The organism is Flavobacterium sp. PL002, assembly GCF_054165825.1.
This window is the reverse complement of sequence record NZ_CM135110.1, coordinates 112,732-131,533: the sequence shown is the minus strand read 5'-3', so window position 1 is coordinate 131,533 and position 18,802 is coordinate 112,732. Positions and strand designations below refer to the sequence as shown.

Here is an 18,802-nt window from a genome sequence, read left to right as displayed (position 1 = left end):
CGTAGGAACGTTATCGGCAACCTTAACGAACGACACCGGAAACAATTATTTATTAAATAATATAAAATGATAGCAGAAACACCTCTAAAAAATAAAATTATTTCTTGGATTAAAGATTATGATTATTGGTTTCAATATGCAGGCAACCTACTTTTGGAAGGCGAAAATGTTAGTGACGCTTTAGTCGAACAAACATATCAATTATTCAAAGAAGATTATTCCTTGAAAGCTATTGAAGGTGAAAGAGATGAAATTGTATTTAATGAAATTGCTGCTGACGAAGCAGCAGTTGCAGGAAACCTGCAACTGCACTTGATAAAGGAGATTGAAAATGTAAACGCACTTGCAACTGGACAATCAATCACAATCGACCCAAACTTGACAATCATCTATGGTGGAAACGGAACAGGAAAATCGGGTTATGTAAGATTGCTAAACAATGCTTTTAGTTCAAGAGGTGATAAACAAATCCTTCCAAATGTTTTTTCAGATGAAGCCCAAGGCGAACCTGCTTGCAAATTTACTTTTCAGTCAGCAGCCACTCCATACGATTTAGCTTATCCATTGCAGAAAAGCAACATAGAATTTTCCCAATATTCTGTTTTTGATACTCATAGTATTAGAGTGCTTTTAGAACAAGACAATAAACTTGATTTCACACCGATTGGTTTTGAATTTTTTGAAAAGGTCTTGCATTTATATGAGGTAGTAAAAACAAAGCTTTATACAGAGATAAAATCAAACAGACCGAATAATGAATTTGAAAAGTTTTTCGTTAACGATAATGCGATAAAAAATGCAATTATAAATCTTGGTGCAAAGTCAAATGAAGAAGAATTAAAAGCATTAGGAACATACACAGAAGGAGATGCTGCTAAACTTGTAGAACTAATTGCTAAACTTTCAGAACTGAAAGCCCTTGACATCCCAAAAAGAATTGCAGAACTTCAAAAGTTGCTTTCGCAACTTGTTGAATTATCAAGCAAACAGCAAGCGATATTAGATTGCTTAAAGCAAGTAGATATTGAACATTACAAGTCATTAATAGCGTCATTTCATAAATTTCAAGAGTTAGCAAAGCAAGAAGGTGTTAAAAGTTTAGAGGATTTCAACATTGAAAGTTTGGGAAGCAACGAATGGAAAGAGTTTATTAGAGAATCTAAAAACTATGCTTCTGCAATTGAACTCAACAGAGATGAAAAAATATACCCATCTGACAACGACAATTGTTTGTTCTGTTTGCAACCTCTAGCGGAAAAGGAAAACTCTTTAATAAATTCATACTGGAATTTATTAAAAAGTGAAGCAGAAGGGGAACTCAATCGTATTATCCAAGTAATACGAGAATTAGAAAAGAAACTCAAAGGACAGCTACCTGTTAAGTTTGATGAAACTACAACAATCTTTGAATATGTTAATATCAGTGATGCCCCATTTGCTTCAAAATGGAAAGATATCGTTTCCTCATCTGAAACTGAAAGACAGAATATAATTTCCAATTTAGTAAATAGAAGTCTTGAATTTCCAATGTCTCATTTTGCAGTTTCAACAAATGAATTTGATACTGTTATAGCGAAATTGAAAGCGGCTATTGAAGATTTATTTCAGAAGAATCCTTTAAAAGAGTTCGAGGAATTAGAAAAACAAATACAATTTCTAACCGACAAAGGTTTATTAAATAAATTACTTGAACAAGTTTTAATTTTTGTTGCAGCCCACAAATGGTCTGCAAAAGCAGAAAGCTCCGCTTCTGCTTTTAATCCAAGGTCTATTACAATTAAACAAGGAGAATTATTTTCAACTCATATTACAGATAAATACACTGAAACTTTCAATATAGAGTGCAGAAATCTTAATGCTCCAAGTGTTGTTCAAATTTCACAAAAAAACGCTAAAGGTTCAACATTACGAAAACTGCAAGTTGCAGGTGTTGTTGCTAATAGTGTTTTAAGTGAAGGAGAGCAAAGGGCAATTTCTTTGGCAGATTTTCTAACTGAAGTTCAAATGAACCCAAGCAATAAAGGAGTTTTCTTTGACGACCCTATTACATCACAAGACCATCACAGACGAGAAAGAATTGCTGAAAGATTAGTTGAGCTTGCATCGCAAAAGCAAGTTATTGTTTTTACTCACGACATTGCTTTTTTTATTCGTTTGAAAATAGCAGCAGAGACAACTGCAACTTCTTACGGTTTCACAACAATTAGAAATATTGGTGGAAACCCTGGTGTTATTAGCCCAGACTTACCTTGGATTGCTCAACCAGTTAAACAGAGAATTGGAACACTTCGTGACAGACTTGTTCGCTTAAAGAAAATTGAACAATCGGGAGATGATGATGAATACCTATTTGCTGCAAAATCTTGGTATGGATTATTGCGTGAAGGTTGGGAAAGAGCAGTTGAGGAAAGACTTTTTAAAGGCGTTGTAGAAAGATTTTTATTGGGAGTTCAAACTCAAAAATTAAAAAAAATAGTTATTACGGATGAATTATTAGACGCCATTGAAAAAGGAATGACTGAAAGCTCAAGTTGGATACACGATACTGCTGCTGGACTAAACCCAACACCACCTAACACGACAAAGGCCGAGGCTGAATTAAATAATCTTAATGATTTTTCAAATAAATGTGTTCCTGCTTGACAATGCCAATAACAGCTATCTTCGCTGGGCTTGCAAAGTCAACACCAGAGCGATAGCAAAGTGACGAAGTAATTAAAACACCTGTAATTTTGAACCCATTTAAATCTGCGCCGGTATAAACTAAAAAAAATGGAAAATCAATTTGATAAAACACAAAAAATTGCAGGAATTAATTCAAAATTAAATCAGTTTGCTAAACTTGCTCATTCAATGGATAAAACAGAAAACTTTGAATATTAAGAAGTATAAAGTATCAAAATAAAGCACTGCCTACAACAGCAAAGGTTTCGTTGCGTTCGCAGAACGAATAATGAAAATCTTGTTGAACGGAACCGCAGAGATTCCGTAACTATGGGGTTATTGTAAAAGAGTCAGGAGGATTTCAAGAGGATTTGGAGTTCTCCTTTTTATAGGCTATAATCATATAATTTTAGGACATTTATTTCAGGTTGAAACTCCTTTAGGCCTAGTTTTTAGTTTTGGGATACAATTCTTTAGTTATATTTGAAGGAAACAAACGGAGGTTTTTTCATAGACTGACCTTCGTGGTAATTTTTCTAAAACAACATAAATTAAATATACATGAGCAAACCAATTATTGAAAATCAAAGAACATGGCCTCGAAATTTGAGTACTAGTGTAGGTGGCGGATTATCAACTGCGTTAGAAGGAGGAATGTCAACTTCTCTTTATGGCGGAGCATCAACATCACTATATGGTGGGTTATCAACTTCCCTCTATGGTGGCATGTCAACTTCATTATACGGCGGACTTTCTACTTCTTTATATGGGGGACTTTCTACTTCGCTATATGGGGGATTATCGACTTCTCTTTACGGAGGACTATCAACTGCATTAGGAGGTGGATTGTCAACTGTACTAGGAGGCGGAATGTCAACTTCTTTAACAAATGTTTATCGAAGTAACATTCCGCCTTGGCCACATTTTGTTCGAATATTACAACAAAGAGGTTATAATCGTGAAGTAGAAATGATAAAAAATCATTTACCGGAATTTTTATGGCCTGAAAATTATTTCAACCATTAAAACTGCCACAACAGCTGAGGATTCGTTGTGTGTAAGGCAAGAACAATGAATCCTTTGTTGAACGGAACCGGAGGTAGTTTACTTATTGGGATTGGTTGTTTACTGGTAAACTTCAAGTATTTTATATAGCGACTATTTTTATACGACAAATCAACTATATTTACTCGAAACTAAGTGCTAAATAACCTTTTGAGGTTTTTAGACGAACTGTCGTTGTAACATATTAAAAAAATTATAGTGAAAGAAGTAATTGAAAGTTTAAACTTGCCCAAACAGATTTTAGATAAAACTGAAAAATTAATGTCTAAATTATTTGGACCTTCAATTAAAGAATTCGGAGAAATTTTCGCTGACAATGTGAGATTCAGAAGACTTAAAAATCAAATTAAAATACTAAATAAAACCCGAGTTTTACTTGATCGAAATGGATTAGAAGCTAGAGAATTAAATCTTAAAACAATTGTTCCTTTAATAGAAAAAACTTCAGTCGAAGAAGATGAATTATTACAAGACAAATGGGCTAACTTAATTGCTAATATTGCAACAACGGCTGAAAACGGATTAGAGCCAAGATTAATTGGCACTTTATCTTCTCTTTCATCTTTAGAAGCCAAAATATTAGATTTTATTCACGAAGATTTTTATGTGCAACGCCAATTAAGATTAGCTAAATTATTAAATAGTAAATATGAATCCAAAAAATATACAGAAGAAGACATAACTTTGGAAGATATTACAATTAGTTATAATTCTGTGAAAGAGGATTTTGAGTTAACTGATGAGTTTACAAAAATTTATATTGACAATTTAGTATCACTTGGGTTATTAAGATATGAAGAACCAGAAATTGACATTGACAATGGTTCAACTTCTGCCGACATTAACGAAGATGAAGAAGATAAATCTGTAGAACTCAATTTAGACTTATCCGCAAATTATAATAGTTCTGATGACTTTCATATAACAGCATTTGGAAACTATTTTATTAAACAATGTAAAATGTAATATATTGTGACAATACAAAATTATAATATTTAATATTTAAATATTATTAAAATACTGATTATTAACGTTTTATTTTGTTTTATTTGAACGTATTAAAAAAAATGGATGCTTGGATTTATTAAAAAATATAATTTATAAGGGCAGTGTGACAAGATGAAAGCAAAACAACTCTCATTGCAAGATAAATATAACTCTTTTCTTAACGAAGTGTTGAAGGAAAGACTATTTGAATCTGCCATCAATTTAAATCAATTACTAGTGGATACATTTACTGTGTCCGCTGACAATGCCCGGCAAATTGTTAAAAGAGCAGTGTCTCAAAAAACAATTAAATCTTCATCTCCTTATACGTTTGGTAAGAAACAGTACATTTATATTTATAATGAATATGAATTGGATAAATTAAGTATCAAAACTATTACCGAGAAAACCCGTCCCCCAATATTCAGATTACTCGAATTAATGGATCAAAATAATGGTATTATATCTTATTATGAAGGATTAAAAATCACCGCTTCTCCACTGGAAAATAGTTCGACGAAAGTATCTTCACTAGATGATATTTTGAATTTACTTATGAAGTTAGATCTTGTTTATCAAAAAAGAGATAATAACAATGTTGTTTATATACTGTACAAACATAATAAGGAAACATTATCAGAAAGTATAGAAGAATTTTCTATGGCAAGCCATTACTCAAAAATGGTAATTGATTGTAGTGTTCTACCAGATATTTTACGGTGGTTGGGTAAATCTAATTTGATTGGAAATTCCAATGCAATTTATCGCAATAAAAAAACACCAGCAATAGGTGCTAAGCATAATAATTTAGTTTGGGATGCTTTTGCTTATACACGTGCAACTGGAATTAACCTAATTTTAGGTTCAAAAGCAGATACTATTGAAAAACAAACCTTAGTTGTTTTGGATGTTGTTCTTTCCAGTGAATATTCTCAAATTCATTTAGATGCTTTTTATAGTAGAATTCAAATTAACAGGAATTCAGTAGAGGGTGATGAAAGGAAAATCCTTCCTATTATTATATATCAATCCTGCCCAGAGCATACCATCAATAAAATAAGTAAACTTGGTATAATTACTTTTGATATAAGTGCAATTTTTGGAACAAGAATTTATGATATATTAAACAAGACACAAGAATTATCTGGATTTTTTAAAGAAACAAAACAAATAGATCGAACAATCGAGAGTATTTTAAAAACTATAAGTAGTGCCGGACAAGATGATGCGCTTAAAGAACTCAGAGGTACATTGTTTGAATTTTTAATGTTTCCATTATTATCAAGTATTTACCCTCTTGCTTCTATTGACAGAGCAAAGACTTTGACAAGATTGAATGATAACGGAAAGAAAGAGAGTTATGAATATGATTATATAATTCAGTCAAGTAATCCTCCTGAAATTGTATTTGTTGAACTTAAAGGATATAACTCTGGAGCGACAATACCTCTTGGAGACAGTGAAACCAAAGCAAGCTTAAAGTGGTTTTTCAAGAAAACATTACCTTTTGCAATTAAAGAATTTCAAACGACTATTGAAAAAGGTAGAGCTGCTAAAGCAGTATATATAACTACTGCAAGTTTTTGGGATGATGGTAAAGAATTTTTGACTAAAATGGATAAAAGTAAATTTAAATCTGTTTTAATAAATACTGGCTATGATAGAGACACATTGTTAAAACTACTTAAAGAACGCGGTTTTGAGAATGAGATTAGGATAATAAAGAAATTCTATACAAGGGAGGAAGAGTAGAGTAAATATTTATAATTTAATTAGTGTTTGCTTTAATAATTTTTCAGAGACAAAGTATAAATTGTTTTTTGTGCGGGAAATTGCTACATACAATTTATTCTTTGTGGCAAGTGCCAAATTGTTGAGATCATTCTTTAAAAATTTGTCGTAAGATGTATTGTTTAATACCACACAAACATCATAATATTTGTCTTCTCCTTTACAATCTCCCCAATTTTTTGAAAAGCAGTCAAAATTATAATGTTCCTTGTAGAAAAGTTTAATAATTGCATTATCGTTAAAAACCTGAATAATTTCTTTTTCATCAGTAAGATTCTTAATAATACTTGTTGCTGTACTGTTTGACTCTATCGGAATTTTAAGATTTTCAAAAATATACTGACATATTGTAGTGTTACATCGCCAGCTTTTTATGAGTGTAGATATATCTACAGATATACCTCCGGATTGAAATTCTTTTTGGTATTTAGCATAATTTTCATGGAGAGATTTTCTTGTTGTACCATCTCTACTTGTATCGAAAGTGTGCTGATAAAAGTCTCCCACATAAATCAAATTAGTTTTGGTTGCCGACAACGCAACAATAAAGTTAAAATCGTTACTAGCAAAATCCTGTATTTCATCAATAAAAATATTATCGAAGTATTTATCAATTCTAGCAACCACGTCGTCAATTACATTATATTCTATAATTAATTTTGAAATTCTAGAGAAAAATAATTTATCTGATTTATCGACATAATGGTCTCTTGTACCCTTTTTTGAGTATTGATTTGGCTGCTGGAAATAATTAATACCTTTTGTCTTCATTAAATCATTGCAGAAAGGCTTATAACAAAAAGAATATAAGAAAGTGAAGTATGTGTATATTTTAATATTTGGAGGGAAATACCCAAATTTTTTAATAATTCGTTCTTTTAAATTTTCAAAATTACTTGTTGTGTAAGTAATAACTACCGATTTTTTATGTTCGTCAAGCTCATCGATTATCAATTTAGTTTTTCCTGAACCTGCTACTGCAAAAACTACTTTCTTATCCATTCAACAGCATCTTTAATGTATTTTGGAACAATTATCTCTGATCCTTTTTTATCGAGCAGTTCGTATGCAACTTCAGCTTTGTTTTTCAGCATATAGTCTAAAATGCTGAGTTTACGACCTGGAGTTATAAACAGTTCTTCGCAGTTTTTTTTATTTAGGTTATACAGACAAATTTCGAAAGTGGAATTATTGTTGTCAAGGTCAGAAAATACGGCTATGTTATTAAAGCTAGAAAAAGATGAATAATTATCAATACAATTTTCCATGTACTTTCCATCGTTATCTCTAATAATTGCTGTTTTAATTTTTAAAACTTTAGCAATTTCCAAATACCTTTTGAAGCTCGTGCCATCCACTGAAAGTACTGTAATATCTAAGTTATGTAACTCATCGCTACAAGTGTTTTTATATAACGCTTCCATTAAAATAAATTCGGCATCGCCCTCTACAAGAATTACTTTTTTTGAAAGAACGAAATCTAACAGATTTTTATCAGGTGCCTTAATAAAGAATTTAGCCGTGGTATCATCTATGTTTTTGAGCATTATAGGTATATTGCTATTGCTATTAAGGAGAATTGATTTCCTTAAATCTAATCGCGCACTTATAGAGTTGCTATGCGTCGAAATAAAGACTTGTTTGTTGCTTGCTGCACTAATTAATTCGATCATTTTTTTCATATTCAGATGACTTAAATGATTTTCAGGTTCTTCTAATAATACAACCTCAATTGTTTTAGTGCTTCGATTTAATGCGAATTTTGTTTTTATAAAGCACTGAATACCTTTTCCTTTATTCTCGATATTTATTTTGTTTTCGGATAGTGCTAAGTCAGTTTCCAAGTTCGATTTAGAACTGTTTCGTATTAGAAATTCATAACCATCTAAATGTTGATTCAAATCCTGCAATATGTTTTTTCTAAAATCATCTTTGTGTTTTCTGTAATCATTATGATGCTTGTTTTTTTCAATCGGAGTGGCAATGTTTGTATAAATATCTCTGACATATTCCTTAATTGCATATTCACTGCTCATTTGGGAATTATCTATTACCAAATGCCTAAGGTATTTTTTATACCCAGAATATCCGTCACCAGAAAAGGTATTGAAATTTATAGAATAGAACTCAAATGGAAATATAGCATCAGCATCTTTAAGAATTTCTTTTATTTCTTTACCTAATGTATCGTTAGGAATGCACTCAAATTTTAAACCATCACATGTTTTGATATCAGAATTGTTCTTCCCATTGAGATCTGGATTAAATTGATCGCTAAGGTAAAGTTCTACATATAGTTTAGGTAAGTTTCCGTATTTTCTGTCAGAATTTAAAAAATCGGAAATAATGTTAGCATTAAATAAATTTTCTAGTCCTTTTGTTTCGACTTTACTTCTACTACCACTTAATGTAATGTCAATCGCTTCCAATAAGGAACTTTTTCCAGATTCGTTATCTCCTACAATTATATTTAGCTTAGGATCAAATTCAACTTCAAAGGAGTCAAACCTTTTAAAATTGTACAGTTTGATTTTTAATATATGATTCATTTAGTTTTAGGGTTATTGGCTGGTATTAAATTAGAGTTTACTAACAATATTGATTATAATGCTAAGATAGATATAATTATGTAGTAGGAGGCATGAATAGATGTATGAGTTATTTAATCTGGATAATTTGATTATTTAATTTTAATGATTGATTACGATGTTATTCATAAATTATTATTGACTTAGTATATGGTCTTTCTTTTTTAATTTCATACGGTTGATCAACTTCATTGGTCAGGTTTTTTTCCTCATAAACTGGCTCAATTATTATTTTTATAATTCCATTCAAATTAAAATCCCTAGCCAATAATTGCCATGATATCTCTACCTCATACTGATTTTCAAATGGGGTCATCCATAACTGAAATGATCTTTTATCTTTTTGTATAAAGGGTTTGTCATCGCCGTACGTTACAGTATTTTTTGAAATATTTACCGATGATTTTAAGAAATGGATAGTTTCTTTTTTCTTTCCCGAATTAATAATATCCAAATATTTGAATCCATCTTCAAAGTCAAGTATTAATTTCCAATCCTCAATAACATTACTTCCAGGGTTAAATATATTTACGTTTAACAGACAGCAAGACAAATCTGTTTTCTTTATGCCTGAGCCAAATGAACCTGTGTCAAACATTAAGTTTAATCCATTTCGAGTCTCTGACCAAGGATAAATTGTTTTTGTTTTTTTTAATTTGTCTTGTATAATACCTTTGTGATATTGTGGAGAAAGGATTAAGGCATCATTTTCGCATTCATTAATTGTAATTCTAAAGTCATGTTCGCTTTTATATTTTATTAAATTTAGGTATATGTCCAAAATGTTCTTCCGCTTTAATATCTCATCTGCTATATCCTCCCAGCAAAATAACTCAATTTCAAAGTCTCCTTTACGAATCTGTTCATAATTTAAAAGTCGCACATACTCTTCAATTTTAGAGTCCTTATTAGCTGTTGTAGCAATAATAAAAACTTTTAATGTGGGTTTAAATTTTTTTGCTTTTTGTACCTCTATATCAATATCCTTTATATTCAATTGTGCACCGGTATACTCATCTTTGAGTTTACATTGTATTCCCCAATAATCCTTTTCTCCTTTTGGGATTCCATAGACATCAACACCATTTTGTACTTGACCTGATCTTCCATTTTTTTTTATTTTTAAAGGAATGCTCCATAAATCTCCCCACAAATTTTTGCATAGATCTTCAAAATCTTGCCAATATTCTGGTTTAAGTAATTGTTTTTTCATCGTGTAATTCTAATATTATATTTGTCGGTTATCTACTTTATTTCCGCTGATGAAAAGCTTCTTTCCAACAAAGCTGTCAAAATAGCCATTTCCAAAATCATCCTTTATAACTGCAATATCAAATATGCCATCTCGTTTGATAATACCTTTATCAAACATGGACATTTTATTATAATTGGAGATATTATAGTGATACATTATTTCATTGATATGGTAAACATAAGTTGTATTGCCCTTATCCTTAAGTTGTCTAGGCTCAATTATGGATTTTGTAGGCCTTCTTCCGGCTTCAATTAAAATTAGGATAACTTCAAACTGATCTTCCATTCCTGCATCGTGATTTAAAATCATTTTCCTTATTTCTTCTGCATACTTTTTTCCTAAATCGATTTCGCGAAAAAACCGATTCTTAGAAATATGTGATTTCCACAGGATAGACAGGAAGAATAATTTTAATATAGTGTAATCTAAATTTTTAAAACGGATGTAGGGTACATGCATAGAGTCGCCAGGAAAAAATTCCGTTTCCATATTTTCTTTGTTTCCAAAAATATAGTTGCTTGCATACCTTTCCAGTTTTCCGATAATTACATTATCACAATGGGCACATAAAATATCCGGATCCTTAAATCCTGACTGCTGGTATGTCACATCGGAAAAATTGTTGAGGTCTACATTGATGATTTTATGCTTTTCATCAAAAAGCCCTTTATACATAAAATTAGGAATAATATGAGATCTTTTAATCAAAGGTTTATTTTCAAGGCAAAGTTGACAAATCATCAGTTTAATTTTACGTATTCTTATTGCATGATAGAGTATATATTCCCCAGTGCTAATATAAAAAATATTAATGCTGAATTTGAAATAGTTTTAAAGGTTACTATAACAAAAATATGTAAAAACGTATCTTTCTTTTAAAATAGGTTAGAATTTCATTTGATAGGGTTGATGTTTGTTAATGTGTTTGTAGAACATATTGTAAAAATAAGTCTAATGAAGAAGCACTAAATATAATTTACTATTTTTAGAATGAATATAAAAAAAACTAACTCACCGATTTAGACATTAAACTATCTTTAAATTTATCCCTTAAAACCATCATATCCTCACTGACTTTTTTGTCTAGAACTTTTGCGTAATGTTGGGTGGTACGTAAGTTTTTATGTCCAAGCATTTTGCTGACGCTCTCTATAGGAACCCCGTTTGTGAGTGTTACAGTTGTCGCAAATGTATGCCGGGCAATGTGGAAGGTGAGTTCTTTTTCAATTTCACATGCACCTGCAATTTCCTTTAAATAGGCGTTCATTTTCTGGTTGGTCAAAATAGGCAGTAATCTATTTTGATTGTTGCATTCCGGATGATCCTCGTATTTATCAATAATCATTTGAGTTATTGGAAGGATCGGAATCTTTGAAGCTGTTTCTGTTTTCTGACGGTGGGTAAATATCCATTTCTCTCCGTCAATACCGATGCTTATATGGGACTTTGTTAAGTTTTTGACATCAATGTATGCCAAACCGGTAAAGCAGCTGAAAAGGAAGATATCGCGTACTAGTGATAGTCTTTCTGTTTTGAAATCTTTGTTGATGATATTCTGAATCTCTCCCTCTGATAAATACACTCGTTCCACTTCTCTGACTTTAGCTTTGTAGTTGCTGAAAGGGTTTCTGTCTATCCAATTGTTGGCCAAACAAATCTTGATTATTTTACTAAAATTCTTGATGTATTTCACTGCAGTGTTGTTGGCGCAATTTCGAACGCTGCGCAAGTAGAATTCATAGTCGGTAATAAAGGCATGATTTATTTTGTCGATCTCGATATCGGATATTTTGTATTTCCATTCCAGAAAATCGATCGTATGTTTTAACGAAGTCTTGTAGCGCTCCAGTGTTCCTGGGGCATATTCTTTACCCACCAATTCTTTGATTTTGTTGTTGTGGTCTTGGAAAATAGGGATGAGGGTTCTTTGACGTTCTTCGGTACCGAGTAATTTGTTTTTTAATGTTTCGGATGTTATCGCGATGTCGTTTTTGATCAAGTTTTTCTCAGCATCGTATATTTTGGATTTCAAATAATCAAGATGACTATTTATTGAACGGGCTTCTTCTGTTGTGCCCTTGACTTTGGCGCCATCTATTGACCATTTATCGGGATTGATAAATTTACCGCTGCTGAATTCGAAACGTTTGGTTTTAATGGTAACTCTCGTGTAAATTGGACAAATGCCATCTACATTGACTTTACTTCTCTTAATGTAAAAGAGAACAGATACAGTTGTGTTCATAAGTGGTAACCTTTTAGTTATTATTAAATTTAATCAATCACATGACTTCATACAAGATGTTCAATAGATGAACAAGTCGTTGAACTGGTTCTTTTTTTGCGCGGTGTCACTAGATTTTTAATTTAGTAAGTGACACCTCGAAAGACACCAATGCTTTGAGATTTAATGAATAATTTGAATAGTACCAAAAAGAAAAAACCCCATAAATCATAGGATTTATGGGGTTTTGTAACCGTTTGTATTTCTACTGGCGGAGAAAGAGGGATTCGAACCCCCGGACCTGTTACAGTCAACAGTTTTCAAGACTGCCGCATTCGACCGCTCTGCCATTTCTCCAGTAACTCACTATCATTGCTGATTGCGAGTGCAAATATAAGTTGCTTTTTTGGTTTTTTTATCCTTTTCGAATAAAAAAATGAGCTAATATTTTAATTATTTTTTAATCGTTTCATTTTCTAGCTTTTAGCAAACACAAAAAATAAAATAATTTTTAAAATTGTACTTAGTAGCTTACGTATTCTGTTATTTCTAAGCCGTAACCTATCATTCCCACACGTTTTTCTTGCACTGAATTACTCACTAATCTAATTTTTGAGATATCGATGTCGTGCAAAATTTGGGCTCCAATTCCGAAATCTTTACTGTCGATAATGATTTTTGGTGCTTTCATTTGGCCTCCTTCTTGCAAACCTTTCAATTCAGTCAAGCGACTTAATAAATTTACTGCTTGCATGTCTTGATTGATGAAGATAACAGCACCAGTACCTTGCTTGTTAATCGCTGTAAACATATCGTCTAGCTGTTTGTCGGCATCGTTTGTTAACGTACCTAGCAAGTCATTATTTACCTGAGACGAATTGATTCTAGTTAATATAGGTTCGCCTAAATTCCAAGTTCCTTTAGTCAAAGCAATGTGTATTTGTTTGTTAGTTGTTTGCTCGTATGCTCTCAAACGGAACGTTCCAAAACGAGTTTGAATATCAAAATCATCTTTCTTTACAATCAAACTATCGTGTTGCATTCTATAAGCAACTAAGTCTTCGATAGAAACTAATTTCAGGTCAAATCTTTTAGCTACAGCTACTAATTGTGGTAGACGCGCCATAGAACCGTCTTCATTCATAATTTCGCAAATAACACCCGCTGATTTGAAACCTGCTAAACGAGCAAAATCAATTGCTGCTTCTGTGTGACCTGTTCTTCTTAAAACACCACCTTGCTTTGCAATAAGTGGGAAAATATGTCCAGGACGTGCTAAATCGTGAGGTTTTGTATCTTGATCAACTAGAGACATTACGGTAAGTGACCTATCGGCAGCTGAAATTCCTGTAGTTACTCCGCGACCTTTTAAATCTACCGAAACTGTAAAAGCAGTTTCCATGTGATCAGTATTATTATTAACCATCACGTGAAGTCCTAATTCTTTACAGCGACTTTCAGTAAGAGGAGCACAAATTAATCCGCGCCCATGAGTAGCCATAAAGTTGATCATTTCTGGAGTTACCTTTTCGGCAGCAGCTAGAAAGTCCCCTTCGTTCTCGCGATCTTCATCATCAACAACGATGATTATTTTTCCTTGACGAATGTCTTCAATAGCTTCTTCAATGGTATTTAATTGTATTTTATCAGTCAGCATGTTACGCTTGTTTTTTGGGTGGGAATAATTTTTTAAATAATTTTTGGATTGGTACTAAAATGACATCCATATTGATCAATCCTATATCGTTTGTGGCTCTATAAGTCAATAAAATAGCAAGTGGAGTAAGAACTAGAGAAGACATCCAAGCACCCATAAAAGGAGAGATTCCGTTTTCTTGTGCCATTCTTTTTCCAAAAGTATTTATAAAGTGAAACGTTATAAATATCAAAACAGCAAATATAATAGGGAGTCCAAGTCCTCCTTTGCGTATAATGGCACCTAATGGGGCGCCTATAAAAAACATCATTAGACAAGCGTAGGCTATGACAAATTTATCATAGAATGCCAGTAAATGATTGTTGATGTTTTTTTGTTTGTTTTCTAAACTTACTTTAGTAGCATCAATAGAGTAATTTGTACTCACTAGATTACTACTTGCAATTTTTAAAATTTCTGCTTGTTGTTCCTTGGTGAATAAGGTCAGGATTTCGGCAGGAACGGTCTTTTTTTTCTTAAACAGCGTATCTTTTATAATATTAACTGCAGTATTTTGAATTCCTGTTCTTAGATTGATGTTTTCAGAATAAGAGATTACTTCGGTTTTGAAGCTTTTATTCAAAGAGTCAATTGTATATTTTAACTCATTTACATCTAGCATCGTATTTGTAGAACTATTTGTATTTTCTTCATCTACATCAACTTTGTTTAATTTTGATAAATCAATGTTGATGGTATATTTTTTAAAGGCGCTTTTCGCGAAAGGCATCTTCAGACGGTCTTCGTATTTCTTTGGAATAATATCTTCGTAATAGTTTCCGTTATTTAAGATAAGTTGTAAGATACTCGATTTTTCACTACTAACTAACTCTCCATTTACAGCTTTAATGACAATTTTACTACCATCACCAACATTCGATTTTTTATGAATCGTAATTCCAGTTAAAAAGTTTCCGTTTTCACCAGATTTTTTGTTGACTTTGATATTGTAAATTCCTACATCGCTAAATTGTCCTTCGGCTATAGCTAAAGCTGGTTTTACCTGAGCAATATTTTTACGGAAATTGATAAACTTAAATTCAGCGTACGGGATTACATTATTTGCAAAAAAGAAAGCGAATATACTTAACAATAATATGGTAACAGTTAGGGTACGCATGGCTCTTTGAAGCGAGATGCCTGAAGATTTCATAGCAGCAAACTCATAGTTTTCAGCAAGATTACCAAAAGTCATAATTGAGGCAAGCAATATTGATAGCGGTAATACTAACGGAATAATTCGCGGCATAGAAAACATTAAAAACTTTAAGATTAATACAAAATCTAAGTCTTTACCAGCTAGTTCAGCTATAAATAGCCAAACGGTTTGTAGTATGAATATAAAAAATAAGATTACAAATACCGTAGTAAATGTAATCATGAATGTTTTTAATAAGTATTTGTCAAGAATTTTCACCTAATAATTTAATCTAATTTATTGATGTAGTAATTTGGGTATTTACTTTGCGCAAAGATAAATTGATTTTTTGACAAAGGTTGATTGGTTTTAAAAGAATTAACGGTTAATGTTGTTTTTGTTCCGTTTTTTCCCATTTCAATCAAGTTGTAAATGTGTTTTGTTTGCACATCAATACCTAAAAGGATCTCTTTACGTTGATCTTTAGAATTTGTAGGGATTAATTTAATGTACTGAATTTTTCTTCCTTTTACATTTTGCAGGATATCCATGTAATATTTATAACCACTATTAAAAAAAGTTAGCATTTTAGAAGGTGTGATTGCATTATTATCATTTTCATTTACGCTAGAAATTGTGATTTCTTCGTCTTCTGGAACAATAGTGTAATTTTTCTTACCGTCATATATTTTTGTAATTCCCATGAAATTCAATACATATTGATTTCCTTTTAAAGTTACATTTCCTTTACTATCTTGATTGATGTTCTCTTTGGCATTGTTTAAAGAGTATTTAAAATCAATTGCAATGTTATTATAACTTTTAACTTTAGAAGTCACTTGATCTAAAAGCGCTTTTGCTTTTTGGTCTTGTGCTTGTACTGAAAAGCTAAAAAGAATAATAAATGCAATTTGAATAAATTTTTTCATGGTGTTAATTGTTTTGTTCATTGTTAAAAAATTGATCAAGAGCACTTAAATCCAGAATGTGTACCGCTCTAGCTTTACTTCCTTCAAACGCTCCTACAATTCCAGCTGCTTCAAGTTGGTCAATTAATCGACCCGCCCTGTTGTAACCTAATTTTAGTTTTCGTTGTAATAAGGAAGCCGAACCTTGTTGTGCGTTTACAATTATTTCGGCAGCTTCTCTAAATAAAGTATCTCTTTCTGAGATATCTACATCAAGATTTATGCCACTATCTTCTCCTACAAATTCTGGTAGTAAATAAGCAGTTGCATACGCTTTTTGTGACCCAATAAAATCTGTAATTTTTTCTACCTCTGGCGTATCGATAAAAGCACATTGTACACGTACAACATCATTACCGTTAGTATAAAGTAAATCTCCTCGACCTATTAATTGGTCAGCTCCTTGAGTGTCTAGAATAGTTCTTGAGTCAATTTTTGAAGTTACTCTAAAAGCAATTCTAGCAGGGAAATTGGCTTTTATCAAACCAGTAATAACATTTACAGATGGTCTTTGCGTTGCAATAATTAAGTGAATACCAATTGCGCGAGCTAATTGTGCCAAACGAGCAATAGGAACTTCAACTTCTTTACCAGCAGTCATGATCAAATCGGCAAATTCATCGACGACTAATATAATGTAAGGTAAAAAACGGTGTCCATTTTCAGGATTTAATTTTCGAGCCTTAAATTTATCATTGTACTCCTTAATGTTACGTACCATGGCATCTTTTAATAACGTATAACGGTTGTCCATTTCTACGCAAAGCGAATTCAAGGTATTAACCACTTTTGCATTATCGGTTAGAATAGCGTCTTCACTGTCGGGAAGTTTGGCTAGATAATGTCTTTCGATTTTATTGAATAGTGTTAGTTCCACCTTTTTTGGGTCAACCAAAACAAATTTTACTTCTGCAGGATGTTTTTTGTATAACAATGAAGTTAATACAGCATTCAAACCAACAGATTTTCCTTGTCCTGTAGCTCCTGCCATCAATAAATGGGGCATTTTAGCTAAATCGACAACAAAGGTTTCGTTTGAAATTGTTTTTCCTAAAGCAATAGGAAGTTCCATTTCGGCTTCTTGAAATTTAGCTGAGCTAATTACACTTTTCATAGAAACCATTGTAGGATTCTTGTTAGGAACCTCAATACCTATCGTTCCTTTTCCAGGAATAGGCGCAATAATACGAATTCCTAATGCCGAAAGCGATAAGGCGATATCGTCTTCTAGGTTCTTTATTTTCGAAATTCTGATTCCAGCCACAGGAACAATCTCGTATAAAGTTACCGATGGTCCTACAGTTGCTTTAATTTGAGCAATTTCAATTTTATAATTGCGCAGGGTATCTACAATTCTGTTTTTGTTTTCTTCTAATTCGGCTTGATTAATTGTGATTCCTCCAGTAGAATACTCTTTTAATAAGTCGATTGTTGGGAATTTGTAATTGGATAAATCCAAAGTAGGGTCGAATAATCCAAAATCAGATACTAATCTTGATGCAAGATTTTCTTCAACAACTTCTTCTTCAGCTGCAGTCTCAATCACAAAACTATCAGCGGCATCGTCCTTTGTATCTGGTTTAATAGGTAATTCAGGAGGCAATTGCTTTGAAGTTGTTTCTAATTTTATTTCTGATGAGTGTGAAATAGTCGGTTTTAAAGATTCCTTGTTTATTTCGAATTGAGAAACTTTTGGTTTTAGAACCATTTCTTCTAATTCCTCTTCATCTTCTGCTACAGCAAATTCTTCTAAGTTATAGGCATCGCTAGATTCGTTTGAATTACTTCCATCTAAACCTGACTTCATTTCTTTTTTAGTGTTATCAAGAAACGATTGAATCTTATCTGGAGACAACTTCATTTTGAAAATCACATAGATAATCAATCCGAAAATTAGGAATAATAATGTTCCCGTTTTACCAATGTAGTCTTGTAAGAATAAATTAAGTTCAAAACCAATTACTCCACCTAATTCAGGTAGGGAAGTGGCAAAAAAGCCAAATAAAATCGATAGGATGATAATGACAAATAAGTCCCAAAACCAAACTGATTTTAGTTTTTTCAAAGACATATCAATTACTAAGTAAACTCCAGTCATTGCAAACAAGCGCACAAATAGGAATGATGCTAATCCAAAACCGTTATAAACGAAGAAATTGGCTAAAAAAGCACCAAATTTTCCCGACCAGTTTTGAACTTCTTCAGTACGATCTCCTAATTCATTTACAGCACTCTGATCTTCTTGTCCGTGGATATAAAAAGAAATAAACGCCACCAGTAAAACGATAGAAAATAATATAAGTAAAGAGCCCAAAACAATTTTGTGCTGTTTAGTTAATTGCCATGTAGTACCTTCTTTAGATTTTGTATTATTTTTTTTATCTAAAGGGGCTGTTTTTGTTTTTTTTGCCATTCTGGATTGTACT

13 protein-coding genes and 1 tRNA gene are annotated in these 18,802 nt (G+C 32.0%); 4 read left to right on the top strand and 10 right to left on the bottom strand.

Features of this window, described 5'->3' with window-relative positions; genetic code table 11:
• Nucleotides 1–66: 66 nt before the first annotated feature.
• The 4 genes from ACVEGE_RS00530 (at nucleotide 67) to ACVEGE_RS00515 (ending at nucleotide 6,468) form a co-directional block, all read left to right on the top strand.
• Nucleotides 67–2,643: an AAA family ATPase gene (locus ACVEGE_RS00530; RefSeq protein ID WP_192500849.1), complete on the top strand. Its 2,577-nt coding sequence runs from the start codon at nucleotides 67–69 to the stop codon at nucleotides 2,641–2,643.
• 582 nt (nucleotides 2,644–3,225) lie between these two features.
• Complete coding sequence (locus ACVEGE_RS00525) at nucleotides 3,226–3,690, top strand: hypothetical protein (protein WP_192500850.1); 465 nt, start codon at nucleotides 3,226–3,228, stop codon at nucleotides 3,688–3,690.
• A 237-nt stretch (nucleotides 3,691–3,927) separates the two neighbouring features.
• Nucleotides 3,928–4,695 carry an Abi-alpha family protein gene (locus ACVEGE_RS00520; RefSeq protein WP_192500851.1) on the top strand — a complete coding sequence of 256 codons (768 nt, stop codon included), beginning with the start codon at nucleotides 3,928–3,930 and terminating at the stop codon, nucleotides 4,693–4,695.
• Nucleotides 4,696–4,848: 153 nt separating this feature from the next.
• A complete protein-coding gene (locus tag ACVEGE_RS00515; RefSeq protein ID WP_192500852.1) occupies nucleotides 4,849–6,468 on the top strand; it encodes a hypothetical protein in 1,620 nt (539 codons plus the stop codon).
• A 9-nt stretch (nucleotides 6,469–6,477) separates the two neighbouring features.
• Here ACVEGE_RS00515 and ACVEGE_RS00510 read toward each other — a convergent pair whose 3' ends face one another.
• The 10 genes from ACVEGE_RS00510 to ACVEGE_RS00465 all read right to left on the bottom strand — a co-directional run bounded on the left by ACVEGE_RS00510 (nucleotide 6,478) and on the right by ACVEGE_RS00465 (nucleotide 18,789).
• A complete protein-coding gene (locus ACVEGE_RS00510) occupies nucleotides 6,478–7,509 on the bottom strand; it encodes a DEAD/DEAH box helicase family protein (RefSeq protein ID WP_192500853.1) in 1,032 nt (343 codons plus the stop codon).
• A complete protein-coding gene (locus ACVEGE_RS00505; RefSeq protein ID WP_192500854.1) occupies nucleotides 7,494–9,056 on the bottom strand; it encodes an ATP-dependent nuclease in 1,563 nt (520 codons plus the stop codon). Before ACVEGE_RS00505 ends, ACVEGE_RS00510 begins: the two co-directional genes overlap by 16 nt.
• A 160-nt stretch (nucleotides 9,057–9,216) precedes the next feature.
• Nucleotides 9,217–10,308 carry a hypothetical protein gene (locus ACVEGE_RS00500; protein ID WP_192500855.1) on the bottom strand — a complete coding sequence of 364 codons (1,092 nt, stop codon included), beginning with the start codon at nucleotides 10,306–10,308 and terminating at the stop codon, nucleotides 9,217–9,219.
• A 15-nt stretch (nucleotides 10,309–10,323) separates the two neighbouring features.
• Nucleotides 10,324–11,091, bottom strand: coding sequence for a hypothetical protein (locus tag ACVEGE_RS00495; protein ID WP_192500856.1), 768 nt, complete (start codon nucleotides 11,089–11,091; stop codon nucleotides 10,324–10,326).
• Between the two features lie 265 nt (nucleotides 11,092–11,356).
• Entirely contained in the window at nucleotides 11,357–12,595 is a 1,239-nt protein-coding gene (locus ACVEGE_RS00490) for a site-specific integrase (RefSeq protein WP_192500857.1), read from the bottom strand.
• Between the two features lie 248 nt (nucleotides 12,596–12,843).
• Nucleotides 12,844–12,931, bottom strand: a tRNA-Ser gene (locus ACVEGE_RS00485).
• Nucleotides 12,932–13,097: 166 nt separating this feature from the next.
• Nucleotides 13,098–14,231 (bottom strand): 3,4-dihydroxy-2-butanone-4-phosphate synthase, encoded by a 1,134-nt coding sequence (gene ribB, locus ACVEGE_RS00480; RefSeq protein WP_192500858.1) that lies wholly within the window; start codon nucleotides 14,229–14,231, stop codon nucleotides 13,098–13,100.
• A gap of 1 nt (nucleotide 14,232) precedes the next feature.
• A complete protein-coding gene (locus tag ACVEGE_RS00475) occupies nucleotides 14,233–15,687 on the bottom strand; it encodes an LptF/LptG family permease (RefSeq protein WP_192500859.1) in 1,455 nt (484 codons plus the stop codon).
• A gap of 8 nt (nucleotides 15,688–15,695) precedes the next feature.
• A complete protein-coding gene (locus tag ACVEGE_RS00470; RefSeq protein WP_192500860.1) occupies nucleotides 15,696–16,337 on the bottom strand; it encodes a LolA family protein in 642 nt (213 codons plus the stop codon).
• Between the two features lie 4 nt (nucleotides 16,338–16,341).
• A complete protein-coding gene (locus tag ACVEGE_RS00465; protein ID WP_173854211.1) occupies nucleotides 16,342–18,789 on the bottom strand; it encodes a DNA translocase FtsK in 2,448 nt (815 codons plus the stop codon).
• Nucleotides 18,790–18,802 lie beyond the last annotated feature (13 nt).

Excerpts from the sequence above, each read along its gene's own strand:
- ACVEGE_RS00530 (WP_192500849.1), top strand. The coding sequence starts at position 67 with ATGATAGCAGAAACACCTCTAAAAAATAAAATTATTTCTTGGATTAAA.
- ACVEGE_RS00525 (WP_192500850.1), top strand. The coding sequence starts at position 3,226 with ATGAGCAAACCAATTATTGAAAATCAAAGAACATGGCCTCGAAATTTG.
- ACVEGE_RS00515 (WP_192500852.1), top strand. The coding sequence starts at position 4,849 with ATGAAAGCAAAACAACTCTCATTGCAAGATAAATATAACTCTTTTCTT.
- ACVEGE_RS00510 (WP_192500853.1), bottom strand. The coding sequence starts at position 7,509 with ATGGATAAGAAAGTAGTTTTTGCAGTAGCAGGTTCAGGAAAAACTAAA.
- ACVEGE_RS00505 (WP_192500854.1), bottom strand. The coding sequence starts at position 9,056 with ATGAATCATATATTAAAAATCAAACTGTACAATTTTAAAAGGTTTGAC.
- ACVEGE_RS00500 (WP_192500855.1), bottom strand. The coding sequence starts at position 10,308 with ATGAAAAAACAATTACTTAAACCAGAATATTGGCAAGATTTTGAAGAT.
- ACVEGE_RS00495 (WP_192500856.1), bottom strand. The coding sequence starts at position 11,091 with ATGATTTGTCAACTTTGCCTTGAAAATAAACCTTTGATTAAAAGATCT.
- ACVEGE_RS00490 (WP_192500857.1), bottom strand. The coding sequence starts at position 12,595 with ATGAACACAACTGTATCTGTTCTCTTTTACATTAAGAGAAGTAAAGTC.
- ribB (WP_192500858.1), bottom strand. The coding sequence starts at position 14,231 with ATGCTGACTGATAAAATACAATTAAATACCATTGAAGAAGCTATTGAA.
- ACVEGE_RS00470 (WP_192500860.1), bottom strand. The coding sequence starts at position 16,337 with ATGAAAAAATTTATTCAAATTGCATTTATTATTCTTTTTAGCTTTTCA.
- ACVEGE_RS00465 (WP_173854211.1), bottom strand. The coding sequence starts at position 18,789 with ATGGCAAAAAAAACAAAAACAGCCCCTTTAGATAAAAAAAATAATACA.